Raw genomic sequence first — 17,843 nt, forward strand, 5'->3', positions numbered from 1 at the left:
GTAGGGTTCAGGGGCCGCCCTCCTCGTTCATAACGGTGCCACAGAGCGCCTGCTGGGCTGACGCGTTGTCCGCGTTCTACACCCTCTGCGGAACTTGCGGACGTGCGCTCCCAGGCCGAAAGGCTGAACGTCACCTTTCCAAGATCCGAGAAGGGTGGTCCGGATGCGCTGCTACCAACGGTAGGTCACAATCGCCGTTCCGCCGCGAACTGCGACCTTCGAATCCTGTCGCCGCAGATTCAGTTGCCGAAGCAATTTGCGGCCGCGGTCGTAGTCAGGAAGGCGCGGAATCTCAGAGCGCTCCAGAATCTCAAGGCCGGCGCCCCACCAAAGTCTTGCTGATCGCACATCGCCCGTGAGGTCGAAATGATCGCCTGCCAGCATCGCTGCTTCGGCAGCCACCCGAGCCAGGGTAAGCCGGGTGGGCCTCGTGTCCGAAAGCGTGCGCAACCTCTGGGCGTCGGCGACCAATGAAGCTAACGCAGCCGCGCACGCCTGCGGCGTCTCCGCAGCTTGCGCATCGATTCGACCCTTGAGCACTTGGACCGCGCCGCCTTGTTCGATGCCCCAGTCGCCTAGCGTCGGATCGGCCCGAACGACGGACGCAACGAGAACTCCGGCTCTTTCGGCAACCTGGCGTGCGGGCTGGCGTTCCCCAGCATCCAGAAGGGCCTGGCCCAATACAAGGTCTATATTGACCAAGGATCTCTTGTGACCGACGTCGTCGGGCGCATCCCGAACCAGCCATTCCGCCTTGTTTTGCGCGACCCGAAGGCTGGCGGTCGCCGGGTCGATCCGATCGATTGCAAGAAGCATTCGTCCGCGCGAATAGCTGTTAAACGCAAGCGCTGCGGAGGCCTCCAAGTCGGACGGGGTCGCCGCGAGAAGACGTTCGTAGATGGCGGCTTCTTGCGTCCGAAGGTCCAGGGCCGAATCCAATCGGCCGGACAGGAACTCAGCGTCCGCCAGCCAAGCATAGCTCTGCGCAAGATCGACTTGTCGGTCACGGTCTTCCGGTGCGCCGCGGGCGAGTCGGGCGCTGTAGTCGAGGGCGCGACGAAATGCGGCCGCCGCTTGGGGAACTTGCCCAGTATCGAGGAGCACCGTCCCCAGGGAGGAGCTCGCATAGTCGACCTCGGCCTGCCAGTCCTCTTTGCGGGCGTCTATCCGGTTCAGGTGTTCAGCCAAACGAAGATAGCTCTCGAACTCTTGACGCGCGATGTCGTCCTCTCCCCGACGATAGCCCAGGTACCCTACCCAGTAGACGCTCTGAGCGTGATTGAAGATTCGCTCGGGCGCTAAAGGCTCACGTCGCAAGAGTTCACCCGTGGTCCGGGCCGCCTGCTCGAACTGCGCCTGAGCGGCTGAGAGATGTCCTCGATGCATCTGAATATCGCCCAACATGTGGAGCACACGTGCTCGGCGGCCCAGCGCAGATGCATCCAGGCCGTGGGTCGCCTGCGCCCGATAGTAGACAAGCGCGCGTTCCCCGACCGCGTCGAGGGCTTCAAGATGGCCACTCGGCGCCAGCTTCTTGCGCAAGTCGCCGATCATGAATTCGACGAGACCCTCAGCCTGCGTGCGCTGGGAGATGGCCTCAGCGCGCTCGACGATAGCGTCGTCGCGTGCGCGGAGCGCCGCGACCGCCAAGCTGGCAAATATGCCCGACAGGATCGTCGCCGTCGCCGCCACGATGGTCAATTGCTGCTGGTGCCTATGGGCGTCGCGCTGCACCAACTCGTCGAGATTCAGGTCGAGGATACGGGAAACCAGCTTGAGCAGCGCAAGCCGCTTCCCATCACCCATGCGGCGAAGATCGGCGGCGATTGGCTCAGCTCTCACGTTGCCCACCTCCCCGTCGGGGCTCAGCCTGTAGCGGAGCGCCCGCGGGAAGCATTCATCGGCCGCCGTCTCGGGCCTGGCGGATGCGTAAGGTTCCCCGTCCACAATAACCGCCAGGACGCGGTCCTCGCCGTGATACCTCTTGAACTGGCGGATCTCCTCCTCGACCCATCGAGACTTGGCCGAACTCCGTGAGCAGATCACTACAAGGTAGGAGGCCCCGCGCAGCGCAGCGCGAAGCCGGTCCCCAAGATCGTTAGCCACGCTCAGTTCTTCGCGGTCTCTGAACACGGGCCTGAGGTGAGCGGGAATGGGACCGCTGGAGCTTGAGCGCCCCACAAGCTTGGCAGGGACCCGGTAGGCCTCAAGCTGTCGGTGAAGCCAACTCGCCCAGCGCTCATCAGCGTGGCTGTAGCTTAGGAAGGCCCAATACCTTAGTTCTTCTGCCATGCCGCCCGCCCCGACGGATCGTCCTACGCCCTCGCCGGTAGGGCGGAGATTGCCGCGTCGGGGAGGAGCGAGCCCTCGCAACAAAGACGCCCCGGCAGGCTGGCGCGGTTAGAGGATGCCCTCGAACAGGCCCGTCCCGGTCGTCACCGTGTGAAGGACACTCCAGAAGTCGTTGTCCAGGTTCAGGCCGACCAAGGTGTAGGGACCGCCGACTGTGCCTGACGCGTCCCAGCCCACCGTCTGTCCAAGCGAATCGGTTACGAGATGATTGGTATTGAAAAGATTGAGGGCCGATTCGAGCCCAACCCCAGATTCAAAGAAATCTCCGCCGTCCCGGGCGACGTACTGGTGAGGCGTCACAGCCTCTGACGAGTCCAGCGCGGTCTTGGGCGAGGAGAACTCGTGGGTCCTGGTGTTGTAATCGAAGGTGTCCTTCGGGCCGACGCTCAGATATCCGGCGGAGCCGCCGACGTCTTCACCGCTGATGCTGGCGCCGTGATAGCGGTAGGCGTCGAAGATGGTTCTACTACCGTATAGGAATGCCACCGCCTCGCTCAGCAGGTCCCCTGAAAGGGCACCGAGTGAAGCGCCTGGGACGTGTACCCCCGCGTCGAGGTTGAACTGGGCGGCAATCGCCTGTGCGGCGATGCCCAGACGCAGATCGTCTCCGCCATTGGTGGCGAGCAACTGGCGGACGGCTTCGATCGGAACGAAGAGAGCCCCCTGAGCCGCGGGCGTGGTCGACGGGTCCACCGCGCCAACCCAAACTCCCGGCTGATTAATCCCGTCGGAGTTGGTGACCTTCACCACATTGGAGACCCAAGCCTCCGGGTGCTTGCTCCAGTAGGCGACATCGTGCGCCTCCGGCCCTTGTTGGAAGCTTGCGTTGGAGTAGGCGTCGTAGTCACCCGTGTGGGTGTCGCCGACGCTTAAGCCGTCGAACATCGCCTTGGCCGTGAACACGTCTGTCACGGGCGCCCCGTAAACGGTTGTCCCGGCAACCATCGTCTTGAAGACCGCCCCCGGCGCCAGGGCGCCGATCGAGACCGTCGACAGGTCATAGCGAGTGTCCGCCAATGTCACGTTCGTAAGCCCCTGGGGGCTCACGTTCTGCACCACGAAGAGCTCCTGCAGAGATGCGCCCGGCTGGAACAACGGGGTCCCTAGATGCAGGGCGTTCGGGGTCAGCCCGGTCAGCGCGGAGAGTTCCTGGATCGTGTCGTGGGGTTCAATGTGGGAGACGTACCAGTTCGCCCCGCCATCCCCCGAGACGAGGTTTACAATACGAATTGGCCCTGTGGCCGCCACGATGGCGAAGCCCGAGTGACGTTCGATAACTCCGTTGGTGTCCTTGCCCGAGCCCTGAAATTGGAAGTTCAGCTCGGATCCGGGTGTCAGGTCGGCAGCCGTGACCACATGGGTTACCGTGTAAACCCAGGTTTCGTCAGTCTGAAGGATCGAGTCGCCGTTAACGTCGCCGCTGACGAGGGGCAACGGCGCTCCGCCGACGGGGGAAATCGTGATGTTGGACTCAGGAAGGTTAAACTGGGATCCAGCCAGCGAAATCTGGAATGTAATGACCTGGCCTGGGTAGGTCACCTCGGTCAGACTAGGAGTTACAAGCAGGTCTTCAGGACCGCCCTGGGGACTATTTGGAACCTTTGGCACGGTGACGCCTCACGGCATAGCCGAGCGGGTCCCGGCCCCATGATTAACCGCGCTAAAAACGTAATTCTCAAGTGGCAAAACGCTGTTCACTTTTATGAGCGAGTTGGCTGGCGCAGCGGGCGACGTTGCCTCGAGCGCGCCGCGAGGAAATGCGCATCAAATCGTGATCATTGCTGCCGTGGAACGTGAACGACATTTTGGCGAAATGGCGTCAAAACACCCAAAATGACCAAAGCCAAAATTCGCCAAGTGTTTGAAAGATTGGAGCGGCCGGTGGGAATCGAACCCACGACATTCAGCTTGGGAAGCTGACGTTCTACCTCTGAACTACGGCCGCATTTCCGGGAGGTGGGGTTCCTTAGCCCGTCTTCCGGCGGCTCTCAAGCCGGGCGCGGCGTAAGCACGCGTCGGGACGCTATCAGCTCCTCTGCATTGCCGAGCGCTGCGCCGGCGCCTAACTTGCCTCAAACAGCCGTTTGAGGGATTAAGCCTTGCCCGACCTTTTCGAGCCGCTCGCGCTTGCCCGCGGGCCCGCATTGAAGAACCGCCTTGCGCTGGCGCCGCTGACCAACCTGCAGAGCCACGTCGACGGCACGCTGTCGGACGACGAGTTCAAGTGGCTGACCTATCGGGCCAAGGGTGGTTTCGCCCTCACCATGACCTGCGCGGCGCACGTGCAGCGGATCGGCCAGGGCTTCCCCGGCCAGCTCGGGGTGTTCGGCGACGAGCACCTGCCAGGGCTGACCCGGCTCGCCTCGACGATCAAGGGCTATGGCTCGATCGCGGTCGTGCAGTTGCACCACGCGGGCATGCGCAGCCCCAAGGAGCTGATCAGCGAAGCCCCTGTCGCGCCTTCGGACGATGAGGGAACAGGCGCGAGAGGGCTCTCGACCGGCGAGGTCGAGCAGTTGGTCGAGGACTTCGTGGGAGCTGCCCAGCGGTCGGAGACGGCGGGCTTCGACGGCGTGGAGATCCATGGGGCGCACTCGTATATCCTGTGCCAGTTCCTCAGCGAGGGATTGAACCGGCGCACCGATCGCTACGGCGGCTCGCCCGAAAACCGGGCGCGCGTGATCAAGGAAGTCATCGATGGCGTCCGCTCGCGCTGTCGGCCGGATTTCAGCCTCGGCCTAAGGCTCTCGCCCGAGCGGTTCGACCTGAAGCTGATGGATATCCGCGAACTCGCCCGCCAGGTCCTGGCCGAAGGCAAGATCGACTACCTCGACATGTCGCTCTGGGACTACGCAAAGCTGCCGGTCGACGAGGCGCATCAGGACCGCACCCTGATGGGCTGGTTCACCGACCTGCCTCGCGGCGACGTTCGCCTGGGCTGCGCCGGCAAGATCATGACGCCGCACGATGCCCGCACCTGCCTCGAAAGGGGCATGGATTTCGTGCTGCTGGGCCGCGCAGCGATCCTTCACCACGACTGGCCGCGACAGCTGGCCGCCGATCCGCGCTTCACACCCATCAAGACCCCAGTCACCGCCGACCACCTGCGCGCTGAAGGTCTGGGACCGGCCATGGTGAAGTACATGCAGACCTGGAAGGGCTTTGTCGAAGAGCCCCAGACGGAAGCGGCCTGAGGGGAGCGTTGACCTCGCCGGGCCGCGGCCGCACCATCGGGGACAGATCATCATAGGAGGCCCCGATGGCCGACGGCGACGTGCTTGACCGCGCAAGGTTCCACGCCATGACCGAGGGCACGCAGGAGGACTGGGCGGCGATCGCCCGGGCTGGCGCCTCGCATCGCGCAGAGCTGGCCGACCGGCTGTTGGCGCACCTGAGACTTCTCGACAACGACCATGGCGGGTTTGCGGTCGATCGGCTCGAGCACTCATTGCAAACCGCGACGCGGGCCCATCGCGCCGGCCAGGACGAGGAATACGTGATCTGCGCGCTGATGCACGACATCGGCGACATCCTGATGCCGGCGAACCACGCCGAACTCGGCGCCACAATCCTCAAGCCCTACATCTCCGAAGAGAACCACTGGATGATGGACAAGCATGGTGTCTTCCAGGGCTACTATTTCTTCCACTACCTCGGGCTGGATCGCGACATGCGCGAACAATTTCGCGGTCATCCGCATTTTGAACGTTGCGCGCAGTTCTGCCACCTCTACGACCAGAACAGCTTCGATCCGGCCTATGAGAGCATGCCGCTGGAGGCGTTCGAGCCAATGCTGCGCCGGGTGACCGCGACGCCCAGGCAATCGATCTACCAACCCGCCTGAGCCGGGAGAGGAGTTCAGTCCTCGAACACCGCCTCGATCGGCATGTCGAACAGTCTTGCGATGCGGAACGCCAGCGGCAGGCTGGGGTCGTATTTGCCGGTTTCGATCGCGTTGACGCTCTGGCGGGAGACGTCGAGGCGGGCCGCCAGGTCGGCCTGACTCCAATCCCGTTCGGCCCTCAGCACCTTCAGTCGGTTCTTCACCGATACCTCCAGGCGCTGAGGGGAACCGACAAGCCCTGCGCGACGCGATAAAGCGGGGCGGCCACAAGAACGACCGCGCAGACAGCCGGCGTCAGCCGCAAGCGTTCCTTGTAGTGCCTAGTGGGAGACCAGACCTGCCGGCCTCTCAGCAGCGCGGGCATCGGATGGCCGCAGTTCCTCACCGCCGGATCCTCCACCACATCGCCCACGCCGCGAGGAAGCCCAGGGTCTGGACGACCAACACGATCAGGCCGCCGAGGACGAGTTGGCTTACCTGCGGGGCCAGGCCGCTCAGCCAACGGGCGTACCCCGCCGCGAAGGGTTTGCCGAGAAGGGCGCAGACGGCAATGCCGACGCCACCGCCAAGCGAGGCGCCCCAGAAGTAGGCGGTCTTGTGCGCCGCCTTCGCCGCCTCGTCGATGCGCCGCCAATAGACGCAGGTTAGCCAAAAGGCGGCGACCATGATTCCGAGCAGGATCACCAACTCCACCGGGCGGGGCAGTCTCAGGCCGGAAACGCGCTCGCTCGCTGTGAGCGCCACGACGAGCCCGAGAAGGCTTGCCAGTCCGAGAATGGGGGCTATCGGCCCTCGACGCGAGCTTGTCATTGCAAGTCTCCTTGTCTGAATGACAAGGAAACAGGACATAAACGACATGTCAAGCAAACCTGACAAAACGTCAGGCTCGCCTTACTCTCCTGCATCGGGACGGCGTGTCGAAGGGCCGGGGTAAGACCGCAAGCTTGGTCTTGAGGGCTGAGGCCGCCGTCCCTCCCCGCGAGTGGAACGCCCTCGCCTTACTCGCCCCAGATTCGGAAGTGCTTTGAGAGTTTAAGGCCCTGGCGCTGGTAGTGGGATCCCAGGTCGCCGTAGAGCCGCTCCGGCTTCTCGGTGAGGGGCTCATAGACCAGTCGGGCCACCGTTTGCCCATCTTCGAGGATGAACGGCGTCTCGTGGCTGCGGACCTCGAGCACGCCTCGCGAGCCCTTGCCGTGCGCCTCGTCGGTTCCGAAGCCTGGATCGAAGAAGCCGGCGTAGTGGACACGGAACTCGCCGACGGACGGGTCGATCGGGGTCATCTCGGCGGCCTCCAGCACCGGGATTTCCACGGCCTGCTTCGAGGCCAGGATGTAGAATTCACCCGGATCGAGAAGCAGCTGGCCGTCCTTGGGATGCAGCGGCTCCCAGAAATCACGAGGGTCGTGGCCATCCTCCTTGTCGAGGTCGACGAGGCCTGCGTGCCGGCGGCCGCGGAAACCCGCGATCTCGCCGGTCAGGTCGACGCCCACGCTTTCCACGCGCAGGCGCGGCGGGGCTCCGATCTTGAGGCGCAGCTGGTTCAGGCGAGTGCCGGTGCGGACCAGAACCGAGAAGGTCTGTGGGGCGATCTCCATATAGATGGGACCGTCATAGCCCTCGGCCACGTCGTCGAAGGCCGCACCGCGGTCGGAGAGCAGGCGGACGAAGACGTCCACCCGGCCGGTCGAGCTCTTCGGATTGGCCCTCGCCGAGACGCCGCGCGGCAGCTTCAACCGCTCCTGCAACTCGGCGATGTAGACACAACCGCGCTCCAGGACGGCGCCGCGGGTGAGGTCCACCTCATGCATGGCGACAGCCGCGATCCGCTGGCGAACCGTGTGCTCGCCCGGCAGAAACGAGGCCCGCACCCGCCAGGCGCGCGCGCCTAGACGCAGGTCGAGGCTCGCCGGCTGAACTTGGTCGGCATCGAAGCGCGTGTCGGCCGTTATCGCGCCGCCTGCGATAAGGGCGTCGATGGCTTGGCAGGGCAGGATGCCGGGGCGTTGAGTGTCGCTCATGGGCGGCCAAGCCTTAGCGGCAATCCGTAGCCTTGCAAGCAAAGCTTCGGCCCCCCAGGGCTGCTGATGGCGTCATCAGGAGAGCCACCTTGACGGGTGGACGCGCCTGACGTTGATGCGCGCAACCTTCGAGAGGAGCCCGCCATGGCTGAAGATCCGCGCGACTGGGAGACCGAGACACGACTGGTGCGCGGCGGCATGGCCCGCAGCCCCTATGGCGAGATCTCCGAGGCTATGTTCCTGACGCAGAGCTTCGCCTACGACACCGCCCAGGCGGCCGACGATCGGTTCTCGGGCGCCGAGCCGGGGTTCATCTACCAGCGGTTCGGCAACCCGACGACGCAGATGTTTGAGGACCGCCTGGCGCTGCTGGAAGGCGCCGATGTCTGTCGCGCGACGGCGTCCGGCATGAGCGCGGTGCACGTCTCGCTGATGGGGCTCCTTAAGGCCGGCGATCACCTGGTGGCCGGGCGCGCGCTGTTCGGTTCCTGCCGCTGGATCATTTCCGAATGGCTGCCTCGGTTCGGGGTCGAGGCGACCTATGTCGACGCCACCGACCTGGAGGCCTGGAAGAATGCCGTGCGGCCCAACACCAAGGCATTCCTGATCGAAAGCCCGGCCAATCCGCTGCTGGAGGTCACGGCGATCGGCGCCGTGGCGGAGATCGCACACGCTGCGGGCGCCAAGCTGATCGTCGACAACGTCTTTGCGACCCCGATCTTCCAGAAGCCGTTGGCCCTGGGCGCGGACATCGTCGTCTATTCGGCCACGAAGCACATCGATGGCCAGGGCCGGGTGCTCGGCGGAGCGATCCTGGGCTCCGAGAAGCTGATGACGGAAGCCTACAAGGACCTCCTGCGCCACACCGGCCCGGCGATGTCGCCCTTCAACAGCTGGGTGCTGGTCAAGGCGTTGGAGACGTTGGAGTTGCGAGTTCGCCGCCAGACCGAGAACGCCGGACGGGTGGCCGATCTGATCGCCGGTTCCAGCAAGGTGCGCCAGACGATCTATTGCGGGCGGCCCGATCACCCGCAGGCCGCGATCATCGCCAACCAGATGACCGGCGGTGGCAACGTCGTGGCCTTCGACCTGGGCAGCCGCGAGGCCGCATGGCGGTTCCTGGACGCCCTTGAGATCGTCGACATCTCCAACAATCTTGGCGATGCCAAGTCGATGGCGACCCACCCTTCGACGACCACCCACCGCTCCATGCCGGAGGCCGAGCGGCTGGGGATCGGCCTGACCGAGGGGTGGGTGCGAATGAGCGTCGGGTTGGAAGGCGCAGGCGATCTTGGCCGGGACGTCTCGCGTGCGCTCGACGCAGCCTGACGCCTTCGCCTTTCCGCACGGCTGTGACACCATGGCGGCTATGAGGCCGATCCGACCCACCGTGCTCGCCGTCGCCGTGGCGCTCGTCGCGCCGAGCGCGCACGCCGCGCCAGGGCATGCCCCGAAGTCCGCGCCCGCCGCGTCGCCGGCAGCTTCCGCAGGCGATCCTGCCCCTCCGGAGACGCTGGATGACAGGTCGGTGGCCGCCTGGGTGGCCCAGAACCTGAAGGGTGATGGCTGGGTCCTGGTGAACTACGACGCCGAGGGCGTCCGCCTGGCGACGCCCGATGGGGTTTCCCTGATGTCCGACGGCCTGGTGGAGACTGACATCCGCCACGAACTGTTCACACCGATCGACCTGCGCGCTGGGCGCGCTCGCTCGGGCCTCGCCCATTGGGTGGTCGACTGCCATCAGCGCGTCTTCTCCGTCGTGAAGGCCACCATGTACGCGCACAATAATCTGCAGGGCGAGGTCGCCACCCGCCAAGGCCAGCGTCACGACTGGCAAGCGCCGGTGGCCTCGGAGAACGACACCCTCGACGCCGTCTGTGAAGCGATCCGCAGCGGCAAGCGCCTTGACGGCGTGCGCCGCGCGGTGAAGCCGACCTAAACTCGAATGAGGGGCTAGGACGCGCTCGCCGTCTCGAGAACTTGCGGCTCAACGGCGTAGATCTTCGAGCAGAATTCACAGGTGACGTGGATCTTGCCGTCGGGCTCGACCATCTCGGCGCGCTGGACGGCATCGAAGGATTTCAGCACCGCCTCGATGCGGGCCTGCGAGCAGCGGCAGAAGGCCCGCAGCGGCTTGGAGCCAAACACCCGCACGCCATCCTCGTGAAAGAGCCGGAACAAGAGGTGCTGAGAAGACAATTCAGGATCGCAGAGCTCGTCCTCACCGACCGTCTCGAAGTGGGCCTGGGTGCGGACCCAGGCCTCTGTGGTGGACCCACGCGCGTCGTCCACCGCAACGCTCTGGATCAGCATGCCGCCGGCCCGCCACAAGCCGTCCGCCTGGCTCACCGCGAGCCGGACGCGGGTGGGGGTCTGCTCGGACTGCGCGAAATATTGCTCAGCGCAGAGCGCGAGCGTCTCGCCGTCGATCATGGTCACGCCCTGGTATCGGTCCATGTCCGGGCCCTGGTCTACCGTCATCATGAAGTGACCGTCTCCAAGCAGCGACCTCGCGCCAGGTCGGGCGAAGCCGGTGGCGGCGGCGGCCACTTGCTCGGCGTCGAAGCCGCAGTAACCGCGCAGGCCGCCGGAGGTGTCGTAGTCAGCAACCACGAAGCGCACCGGGCCATTACCCCGGGCCTCGACGATCAACCGGCCGTCGAACTTCAGGTTCGAGCCAACCAGAGCCGCCAACGCGCAGGCTTCGCCCAAAAGGTTGGCGACCGGCTCGGGATAGTCGTGTCCGCGAAGGATCTCGTCGATGGCAGGACCGAGGCGCGCCAGGCGACCGCGCACGGGCTCGCCCTCGATCTGGAACGCGGTCACGGCGTCGTCGGGGACGGGAGGATTGGGCATCGGCGGCATATAGGACTCTGACATTCGATTGCGAGCAGGACGCGACAACTTGTTCCCCGTTGGGGAACTGTCAGCGAAGCTGACCGGGGCCCAGGTCGCTTGAGCCTAATCCCCCATCGGGGTTCGGCGCCACCTCCCCCCAGGGGGAGGAACAAGGCTCAGATCGCCCCAAAACACCAGGCGAGGATGGACTTCTGGGCGTGCAGGCGGTTCTCGGCCTCGTCCCAGATCAGGCTCCTGGGGCCGTCAATCACCTCATCGGTGACCTCCTCGCCGCGGTGGGCGGGCAGACAGTGCAGGAAGACTGCGTCGTGCTTCGCCAGATCCATCAGCTCCTCATCGACCTGATAGGGCTCCAGCGCGTCCACCCGCTCGTCGTGGTCGGTGTCGCCCATCGAGACCCAGGTGTCGGTGATCACCACGTCGGCGCCCTTGACGGCTTCGCGAGGGTCGTCGCCGGCATAGACCCGCCCTTGCTCCTGGGCTGCGCGGGCCAGATCCTGAAGGTCGGGATGGTAGACGGCCGGTGAGGCGATGTTCAGTCGGAAGCCGAGCTTGGGCGCGGCATGGATGAAGCTGGCGCAGACGTTGTTGCCGTCACCGACGTAGGCCAGCGTCTTGCCCGTCACCGGTCCCCGATGCTCCTCGATGGTGAGCAGATCGGCCATGATCTGGCAGGGATGGCTCTTGTCGGAGAGCCCGTTGATCACCGGAACGCTCGAAGACAAGGCCAGGCGCTCGACGTCCTGGTGGAAGTTCGAACGGATCATCACGGCGTCGACCATGCGCGACAACACCCGAGCGGTGTCCTCGATCGGCTCGCCGCGCCCGAGCTGCATGTCGACCGCGTTGGAGATGATTACGTCGCCACCAAGCTGACGCATGGCCGCGTCGAATGAAAAGCGGGTCCGGGTGGAGTTCTTCTCGAAGATCATCGCCAGTGTCCGGCCATCGGCCGGGGCATCGGCGTCGGGACGGCCCTTGGGCCAGCCCAGGCGCGCTGTCTTGCGGCGCTTGGCGTCTTCCAGGATGGCTCGCAGGTCCGAGCCCTGGAGCTTCCAGAGATCCAGAAAGTGGCGGGGCGGCTGGCTCACGCAGCCGCCTTGGCCCTGGAGCGCGCGGTCTCGCAAGCGCGTTCCAGCTTTTCCATGGCCTCGCTGGCCTCAGCGATCGTCAGATTGAGCGGCGGCAAAAGGCGTACGCAGTTGTCGCCCCCGCCGGCGATCAGCAGATGTTGGTCGCGGGCGTGCTGCATGAATTCGCGATTGGGCGTCTTGAGCTTCAGGCCGATCAGCAGGCCCTTTCCGCGGATGTCCTCGACCACGTCCGGATAGCGCTCGGTCAGACCCGAAAGTTGCTGGGTGAAATAACCGGCGACTTCGCGCACGTGCGCCTGGAACTCGGGCTTCACCAACTCGGCCAGCGAGGCTTCACCGACCGCCATGGCCAAGGGATTGCCGCCGTAGGTCGAGCCGTGAGAGCCCACGACCATGCCCCGGGCCGCTTCAGCGGTGGCCAGGCAGGCGCCCACCGGGAAACCGCCCCCCAGCGCCTTGGCGATCGCCATGATGTCCGGCGTCGCGCCCTCGACCCACTCGTGCGCGAAGAGCTTGCCCGAGCGCGCCAGCCCGCACTGGATTTCATCGTAGATCAGCAGCGTCGCGGTCTCGTCGCAAAGCTGGCGGATGGCGCGCAGCACGTCGTCCTGCCAGGCGCGAGCGCCGCCCTCGCCCTGAACGGGCTCCAGAATGATCGCAGCCGTGGTCGGGCCGACCGCGGCCTTGATAGCCTCGAAGTCGCCGAACGGCAGGTGGATGAAGCCAGGCAGGGGCGGGCCGAAGCCTTCCAGGTAGTTCGGATTGCCGGCCGCATTGATGGCGCCCAGGGTGCGGCCGTGGAACGAGCCGTCGAAGCCGATGATATCCACGCGCTCCGGCTGGCCCTTGGCCCAGTGGTACTTGCGCGCGGTCTTGATCGCGCATTCGATCGCCTCGGACCCGGAGTTCCCGAAAAACACGACGTCGGCGAAGGTCGCATCGGTCAGCGCCTTGGCGAGCCGCTCCTGGCCGGGGATCGTGAAGACGTTCGAGACATGCCAGAGCTTCTCGGCCTGCTCCTTGAGCACCGCCACCAGTTTCGGATTGGCGTGACCCAGCGCGTTCACCGCGATGCCGGCCATGCAGTCGAGATAGGCCTCGCCGTCGGTGGTGTAGAGGCGCGCGCCCTCCCCTCGCTCGAACGCCAGCGGGGTGCGGCTATAGACACCCATGATGTGGTCGCTGGGAACGGTCGCGGGAGCTTGGGACGCGGTCTTCTCGGTCACCGGAAGAGCCCTCCAAAACGGAAGCGTCCCCGCGCGCCGGGCGGCGGGGACTGGAAGGCTTGGCGTTTTCGTCTTCTAAGGCGGCGAAGTCAACGACCAGACTGTCACGTCTTGATCTTGTATCCGGTCTTGAACATCGAATAGCAGATCCACCCGAGGCTCAGCACCAGGATGGCCGTCATGGTCGCGCCGACCACCAGCGAGCCTTCGGCGCGGCCGACGAAACCGTACCGGAAACCATCGATCAAATAGAAGATGGGGTTGAACTTCGAGAACGTGCGGAACGGCTCGGGGAGCCGCTCCACCAGGTAGAACGTGCCCGACAGGAAGGTCATCGGCATGATCACGAAGTTGGTCACAGCCGCCATGTGATCGAACTTCTCCGCCCACAGGCCCGCCATGATGCCGATGAAGCCCATGATCAGTGCGGCGCCCAGTCCGAAATAGACCACCGCCCAGAGCTCGGCCACCGGGAGGCGCGCGAAGGGCATCACCGCCAGCAGGCTGATGGCGCCTACGAAGAGGCCGCGCGTGGCCGCGCCGGCCCCGAAGCCGACCATGAGCTCGAGCGGCGAAAGCGGTGGGGTGATGAAATCGCCCATCAGGCCGTTGAACTTCGCCTGCAGCAGCGACGATGAAGAGTTGGCGAAGGCGTTCGACAGGATCTGCATCATGACGAGCCCGGGAGCCACGAAGGTCCCGTAGTGGACTCCGTGCACATCGCGGCCGCCGCCAACGGCCACCACGAAGACCAGCATGTAGAGGAGAGCCGTCACGACCGGTGCGGCAAGCGTCTGCATGCCCACCTTGATGAAGCGGCGAACCTCTCGGACGTAGAGGGTCTTCAGGCCCTCCCAATTGATCCCGTGGTAGTCCCGCGGCTGTGGCGGCAGGACGGCTTCGGCAAGCGCCATATCCTTCATGGCCCCCATTTGCGCCCCCACGCAGCCGGCCGCAAGGGCGCCGTTAACCGACCCAATATCTAGTTCCTGTGGACGAAAGGTGGGGCGCCTATTGTGGGCATTTAGGAGTTGTTTACTACTGGTGGTGGTTGGTGGGCAGCGAGATTGTTGGCCGCCACAAGATGTTGATCTCGAAGATGGCGCGGGGGCGCGCTGCGGGGGTCAAGGAGGCGCACATGGGCTGGACTGACGAACGGGTCGAACTCCTCAAGAAGCTCTGGCAAGACGGCCTCTCGGCCAGCCAGATCGCCAAACAGCTGGGCGGTGTCACCCGCAATGCTGTGATCGGAAAGGTCCATCGCCTGGGGCTTTCGGGCCGCGCGGCGCCTTCGAAGCCTGCTCGGACGGTGTTCAAGGCTCCAAGGCCGGCGCGCACGATCTCGACGACTCCGTCGGCCCCGCGCCGCATCGCCGAGCCCGTGGCGCACACCCCGCAGCATCCCACGCCCGTGCGCTACGTCGAAGAGGCGCCGGGCACCGCTACGGTCCTGACCCTTGGCGCACACATGTGCAAATGGCCGATCGGCGACCCCTCGCTCGACAATTTCACCTTCTGCGGCCGCCGCTCCGGCGAAGGGCCCTACTGCCACGAACACAGCCAGGTCGCCTATCAGCCCGTGCAGACCAAGAAGCGCTCGGGCCCGGCCGAACTGGCCAGGAGCCTTCGCCGCTACATCTGATCCGTTGGGGATGGGGGCGTGTCCGGCCTGAGGCGCAATAGCGCCGTCGAGCCGGGTGCGCCCTTTTCCCTTTCCACTCCCAAATATCGCAGATGAGGACGTGCGGTTGGGTTTGAGAGCGCGCACCGCTACCTATCCTCCATGACCGACGTCGTTCCAGACGCCCCCGTCTCCGATGCCGACGGCTCCGGCAACGCCCGGCCTTATTCTGTCTCGGAGTTGGCGTTTGCGCTGAAGCGTACGCTGGAAGACGCCTATGGGTTCGTCCGGCTGCGCGGCGAGATCTCGAAGGTTACCCACCACTCCAACGGCCACGTCTACCTAACTCTGAAGGACGAGCGGGCGGCCATCGACGGGGTCGTCTGGAAAACCCAGGCGCGAGGCCTGGGTATCAGGCCCGAGCAGGGGCTGGAGGTGATCGTCACCGGCAAGATCACCTCCTATCCCGCGGGTTCGCGCTACCAGATCGTCATTGAGACCATGGAGGCCGCGGGCGTCGGCGCGCTCCTGGCCCAGCTCGAGCGACTGAAGGCCAGGCTCTCCACCGAGGGGCTTTTCGCGGCGGAGCGGAAGCAGGCGCTGCCTTCGATGCCCTCGGTGGTCGGCGTGATCACCAGCCCGACCGGTGCGGTGATCCGTGACATCCTTCACCGCATTCGCGACCGTTGGCCCTGTCGGGTGGTGGTGTGGCCGGTTGTCGTGCAGGGCGATGCCGCTGCGGCCCAGGTCGTCGCCGCGATCCGCGGCTTCGACGCCCTCGAAACCGGCGGCGCGATCCCGCGGCCCGACGTGCTGATCGTAGCCCGCGGCGGAGGCTCGGTGGAGGACCTCTGGCCGTTCAACGACGAGGCCCTGGCCCGCGCCGTCGTGGCCTGCGCCATCCCGCTGATCAGCGCCGTCGGCCACGAAACCGATACGACGCTGATCGACTTCGTTTCCGATCGCCGCGCGCCGACCCCGACCGCGGCGGCCGAGATGGCGACGCCAGTGTTGGCCGAGCTGAAGGCCGCGGTGAGCGACCTGGGCGGGCGAATGCACCGCTGTGGCGGCCGCGCCGTCGAGGACCGGCGCGCCCGCGTCGAGGCCGCTGAGCGTGGCCTGCGCCGGATGCCGGACCTTCTGCGACTGGCGGAGCAGCGCTTCGACATCGTCTCCGGCCGGCTGGCGGCGGGGCTGGCGAAGAACGCCGCAGTCCACGAGCGCGATCTGGTGGCGGTCTCCGCAAGGCTTTCGCCCCTGTTGCTCCAGCGCCCGCAGGCCGTGCAGCGCCAACGGCTTGAGGGCCTTACGGCGCGATTGCAGCCTGGCGTGATGCGAGGCCTGGAGCGAGCCTCCGAGCGACTTGGCGCACTCGCCAAGCTCTACGCCTCCGTCGACCCTGAGCGGCCTCTGCAGCGCGGCTTCGCCCGCGTCACCCGCCACGACGGCTCCATCGTCCACGCCGGCGCGGCTCTGGCGCCGGGCGAGGAGATCGCGATCAAGTTCGGGGATCAGGTCACCCGCCGGGCGGTGATCGAGGACGAGGGGAGCGAGCCCACAGCGTCCAAGCCGGCGCGACCCAAGACGAAAGCGGCCTCCCCGGCACAAGGCGACCTCTTCTGAGCGCACCACTTTTGCGGAAGGCGGCGGCGCGCTAAATAGGTCTCATGAACGCCCACGACCGCGACTTCACCGGCTCCGATCTCGCCAGGCTGCATTATGGCGATGGGGACTTCGCAGTGCTGAAGCCCGGCCGCTATGTGATCTGCGCGGTCACGGGGCTGAAGATCCCCCTCGAGCAGCTCCGTTATTGGAGCGCCGCCCTGCAGGAGGCCTACGCCGGCCCGTCCGAGGCGCTTCAACGCTGGCGCGAAACCAACGGCGGCTAAGCCGGCTACTTGCGTTTGTAGTGCTCGTTGGGCCAGCGCTTGTGCACCCAGAACCATTCGGCGGGCCGCTCATGGATGCGCTCTTCGATGAAGCTGTTGATCCGGCGCACCCCGGCCTCGATGTCAGCGCCGCGGTCGCCAGTGTCTTTCAGCATGATGGGGTCGTGCACGATCACGCGGAAACGCGCCTTGCCCAGACGCTCGACACTCATCGGCTGTAGCGGGACGCCGTAGCGAAGGGCGAAGCTCGAAGGACCAGGGGCGGTGTGGCAGGTGACGCCGAACAACGGCGCGGCAACCCCGCCATTGAACTTCTGGTCGATCATCAATGCGACCGACTCGCCGTGCGACAGCGCGTGCATCAGCTTGCGCGCGCCTTCGGTGCCTTTCGGCGCAAACAGCCGCACGCCGTAGCGCCAGCGGCTCTTGCGGATGCGCTCGTCGAAGTAGGGGTTGTTGAAGGCCCGGTAGGTGATCTGGCAGGTGATCCCGGCCCGAATGATCACCGCTGGCATAAGCTCAAAACTCGAGAAGTGGCCGGAAATAAACACCACCGGCCCCGCGCCATCGCGGATCGCCGCCAACCTCTCGGCGCCCACGACCTCCACACGACCTGGCTCGGCGATGATGCGGTCGATTATCGGGAACTCGGCGGCCCAACGGCCAAGATGTTCCCACTGTTCCGCCAGCAGCCGCGCGATCTGGGCGTCGTCCGCATCCGGAAAGGCGATGCGCAGATTTGTCTCCACAACGCGGTTGGGGCCGGTCAGCGGCCCGATCGTCCGAAACAGCCAGGCGCCAAAATCGGACACGGCGTCGATCGGAAAGCTGCGCGCTAAATAGGCAGCGAAGTCGTAGGCACGCGCTTCAAGGCGCCACAGGAGGTCTTGCCGCTTGTCGGCCGATGAATTCGTCATGCGCCTCTAGTACGGCTGGCTTT

At 65.5% G+C, this 17,843-nt stretch carries 17 protein-coding genes and 1 tRNA gene; 7 read left to right on the forward strand and 11 right to left on the reverse strand.

Translation table 11 applies throughout. The annotated features are described in order from the left end of the window. Positions 1-171 precede the first annotated feature (171 nt). From VGI62_RS00300 to VGI62_RS00310, 3 genes are all read right to left on the reverse strand, one after another. Positions 172-2,292, reverse strand: coding sequence for a toll/interleukin-1 receptor domain-containing protein (locus VGI62_RS00300; protein WP_331502383.1), 2,121 nt, complete (start codon positions 2,290-2,292; stop codon positions 172-174). Between the two features lie 108 nt (positions 2,293-2,400). Then, complete coding sequence (locus VGI62_RS00305; protein ID WP_331502384.1) at positions 2,401-3,891, reverse strand: hypothetical protein; 1,491 nt, start codon at positions 3,889-3,891, stop codon at positions 2,401-2,403. Positions 3,892-4,222: 331 nt separating this feature from the next. Continuing rightward, a tRNA-Gly gene (locus VGI62_RS00310) sits at positions 4,223-4,297 on the reverse strand. 154 nt (positions 4,298-4,451) lie between these two features. Between VGI62_RS00310 and VGI62_RS00315 the strand changes: the two genes are divergently transcribed. Continuing rightward, positions 4,452-5,546 (forward strand): NADH:flavin oxidoreductase, encoded by a 1,095-nt coding sequence (locus VGI62_RS00315; RefSeq protein ID WP_331502385.1) that lies wholly within the window; start codon positions 4,452-4,454, stop codon positions 5,544-5,546. A gap of 65 nt (positions 5,547-5,611) precedes the next feature. Continuing rightward, positions 5,612-6,196, forward strand: coding sequence for an HD domain-containing protein (locus tag VGI62_RS00320; protein ID WP_331502386.1), 585 nt, complete (start codon positions 5,612-5,614; stop codon positions 6,194-6,196). 14 nt (positions 6,197-6,210) lie between these two features. Here VGI62_RS00320 and VGI62_RS00325 read toward each other — a convergent pair whose 3' ends face one another. The 3 genes from VGI62_RS00325 to VGI62_RS00335 form a co-directional block, all read right to left on the reverse strand. Next, positions 6,211-6,399: a helix-turn-helix transcriptional regulator gene (locus VGI62_RS00325; protein ID WP_331502387.1), complete on the reverse strand. Its 189-nt coding sequence runs from the start codon at positions 6,397-6,399 to the stop codon at positions 6,211-6,213. 178 nt (positions 6,400-6,577) lie between these two features. Next, entirely contained in the window at positions 6,578-7,006 is a 429-nt protein-coding gene (locus VGI62_RS00330) for a hypothetical protein (protein WP_331502388.1), read from the reverse strand. A 188-nt stretch (positions 7,007-7,194) separates the two neighbouring features. After that, positions 7,195-8,214, reverse strand: coding sequence for a 2'-deoxycytidine 5'-triphosphate deaminase (locus VGI62_RS00335; protein WP_331502389.1), 1,020 nt, complete (start codon positions 8,212-8,214; stop codon positions 7,195-7,197). 144 nt (positions 8,215-8,358) lie between these two features. Here VGI62_RS00335 and metZ point away from each other — a divergent pair, with 144 nt between their 5' ends. Beyond that, positions 8,359-9,543 carry an O-succinylhomoserine sulfhydrylase gene (gene metZ, locus VGI62_RS00340; RefSeq protein WP_331502390.1) on the forward strand — a complete coding sequence of 395 codons (1,185 nt, stop codon included), beginning with the start codon at positions 8,359-8,361 and terminating at the stop codon, positions 9,541-9,543. Beyond that, entirely contained in the window at positions 9,524-10,153 is a 630-nt protein-coding gene (locus VGI62_RS00345; RefSeq protein WP_331502391.1) for a surface-adhesin E family protein, read from the forward strand. The genes metZ and VGI62_RS00345 overlap by 20 nt, the downstream gene beginning before the upstream one ends. A gap of 14 nt (positions 10,154-10,167) precedes the next feature. Here the strand turns inward: VGI62_RS00345 and VGI62_RS00350 are convergent, their stop codons facing one another. The 4 genes from VGI62_RS00350 to VGI62_RS00365 all read right to left on the reverse strand — a co-directional run bounded on the left by VGI62_RS00350 (position 10,168) and on the right by VGI62_RS00365 (position 14,316). Next, positions 10,168-11,079, reverse strand: a complete 912-nt coding sequence (locus tag VGI62_RS00350; RefSeq protein WP_331502392.1) for an Hsp33 family molecular chaperone — start codon at positions 11,077-11,079, stop codon at positions 10,168-10,170. Between the two features lie 149 nt (positions 11,080-11,228). Next, positions 11,229-12,164 (reverse strand): ornithine carbamoyltransferase, encoded by a 936-nt coding sequence (gene argF / locus VGI62_RS00355; RefSeq protein WP_331502393.1) that lies wholly within the window; start codon positions 12,162-12,164, stop codon positions 11,229-11,231. Continuing rightward, a complete protein-coding gene (locus tag VGI62_RS00360) occupies positions 12,161-13,339 on the reverse strand; it encodes an aspartate aminotransferase family protein (protein WP_331502419.1) in 1,179 nt (392 codons plus the stop codon). The genes argF and VGI62_RS00360 overlap by 4 nt, the downstream gene beginning before the upstream one ends. Before the next feature lie 158 nt (positions 13,340-13,497). Then, positions 13,498-14,316 (reverse strand): ABC transporter permease, encoded by an 819-nt coding sequence (locus VGI62_RS00365; RefSeq protein ID WP_331502420.1) that lies wholly within the window; start codon positions 14,314-14,316, stop codon positions 13,498-13,500. 215 nt (positions 14,317-14,531) lie between these two features. Between VGI62_RS00365 and VGI62_RS00370 the strand changes: the two genes are divergently transcribed. From VGI62_RS00370 to VGI62_RS00380, 3 genes are all read left to right on the forward strand, one after another. Further along, entirely contained in the window at positions 14,532-15,035 is a 504-nt protein-coding gene (locus VGI62_RS00370) for a GcrA family cell cycle regulator (RefSeq protein WP_331502394.1), read from the forward strand. A gap of 141 nt (positions 15,036-15,176) precedes the next feature. Then, on the forward strand, positions 15,177-16,637 hold the full coding sequence (xseA, locus tag VGI62_RS00375) for an exodeoxyribonuclease VII large subunit (RefSeq protein ID WP_331502395.1): 1,461 nt from the start codon (positions 15,177-15,179) through the stop codon (positions 16,635-16,637). Positions 16,638-16,681: 44 nt separating this feature from the next. Further along, on the forward strand, positions 16,682-16,903 hold the full coding sequence (locus VGI62_RS00380; RefSeq protein ID WP_331502396.1) for a DUF2093 domain-containing protein: 222 nt from the start codon (positions 16,682-16,684) through the stop codon (positions 16,901-16,903). A gap of 5 nt (positions 16,904-16,908) precedes the next feature. Here the strand turns inward: VGI62_RS00380 and VGI62_RS00385 are convergent, their stop codons facing one another. After that, the gene (locus VGI62_RS00385) at positions 16,909-17,820 is read right to left on the reverse strand and encodes a lysophospholipid acyltransferase family protein (RefSeq protein WP_331502397.1); all 912 of its coding nucleotides are present in this window, start codon (positions 17,818-17,820) and stop codon (positions 16,909-16,911) included. Positions 17,821-17,843: the final 23 nt, after the last annotated feature.

Origin of the sequence: Phenylobacterium sp. (assembly GCF_036495085.1) — a bacterium.
Taxonomy (GTDB): domain Bacteria; phylum Pseudomonadota; class Alphaproteobacteria; order Caulobacterales; family Caulobacteraceae; genus Phenylobacterium.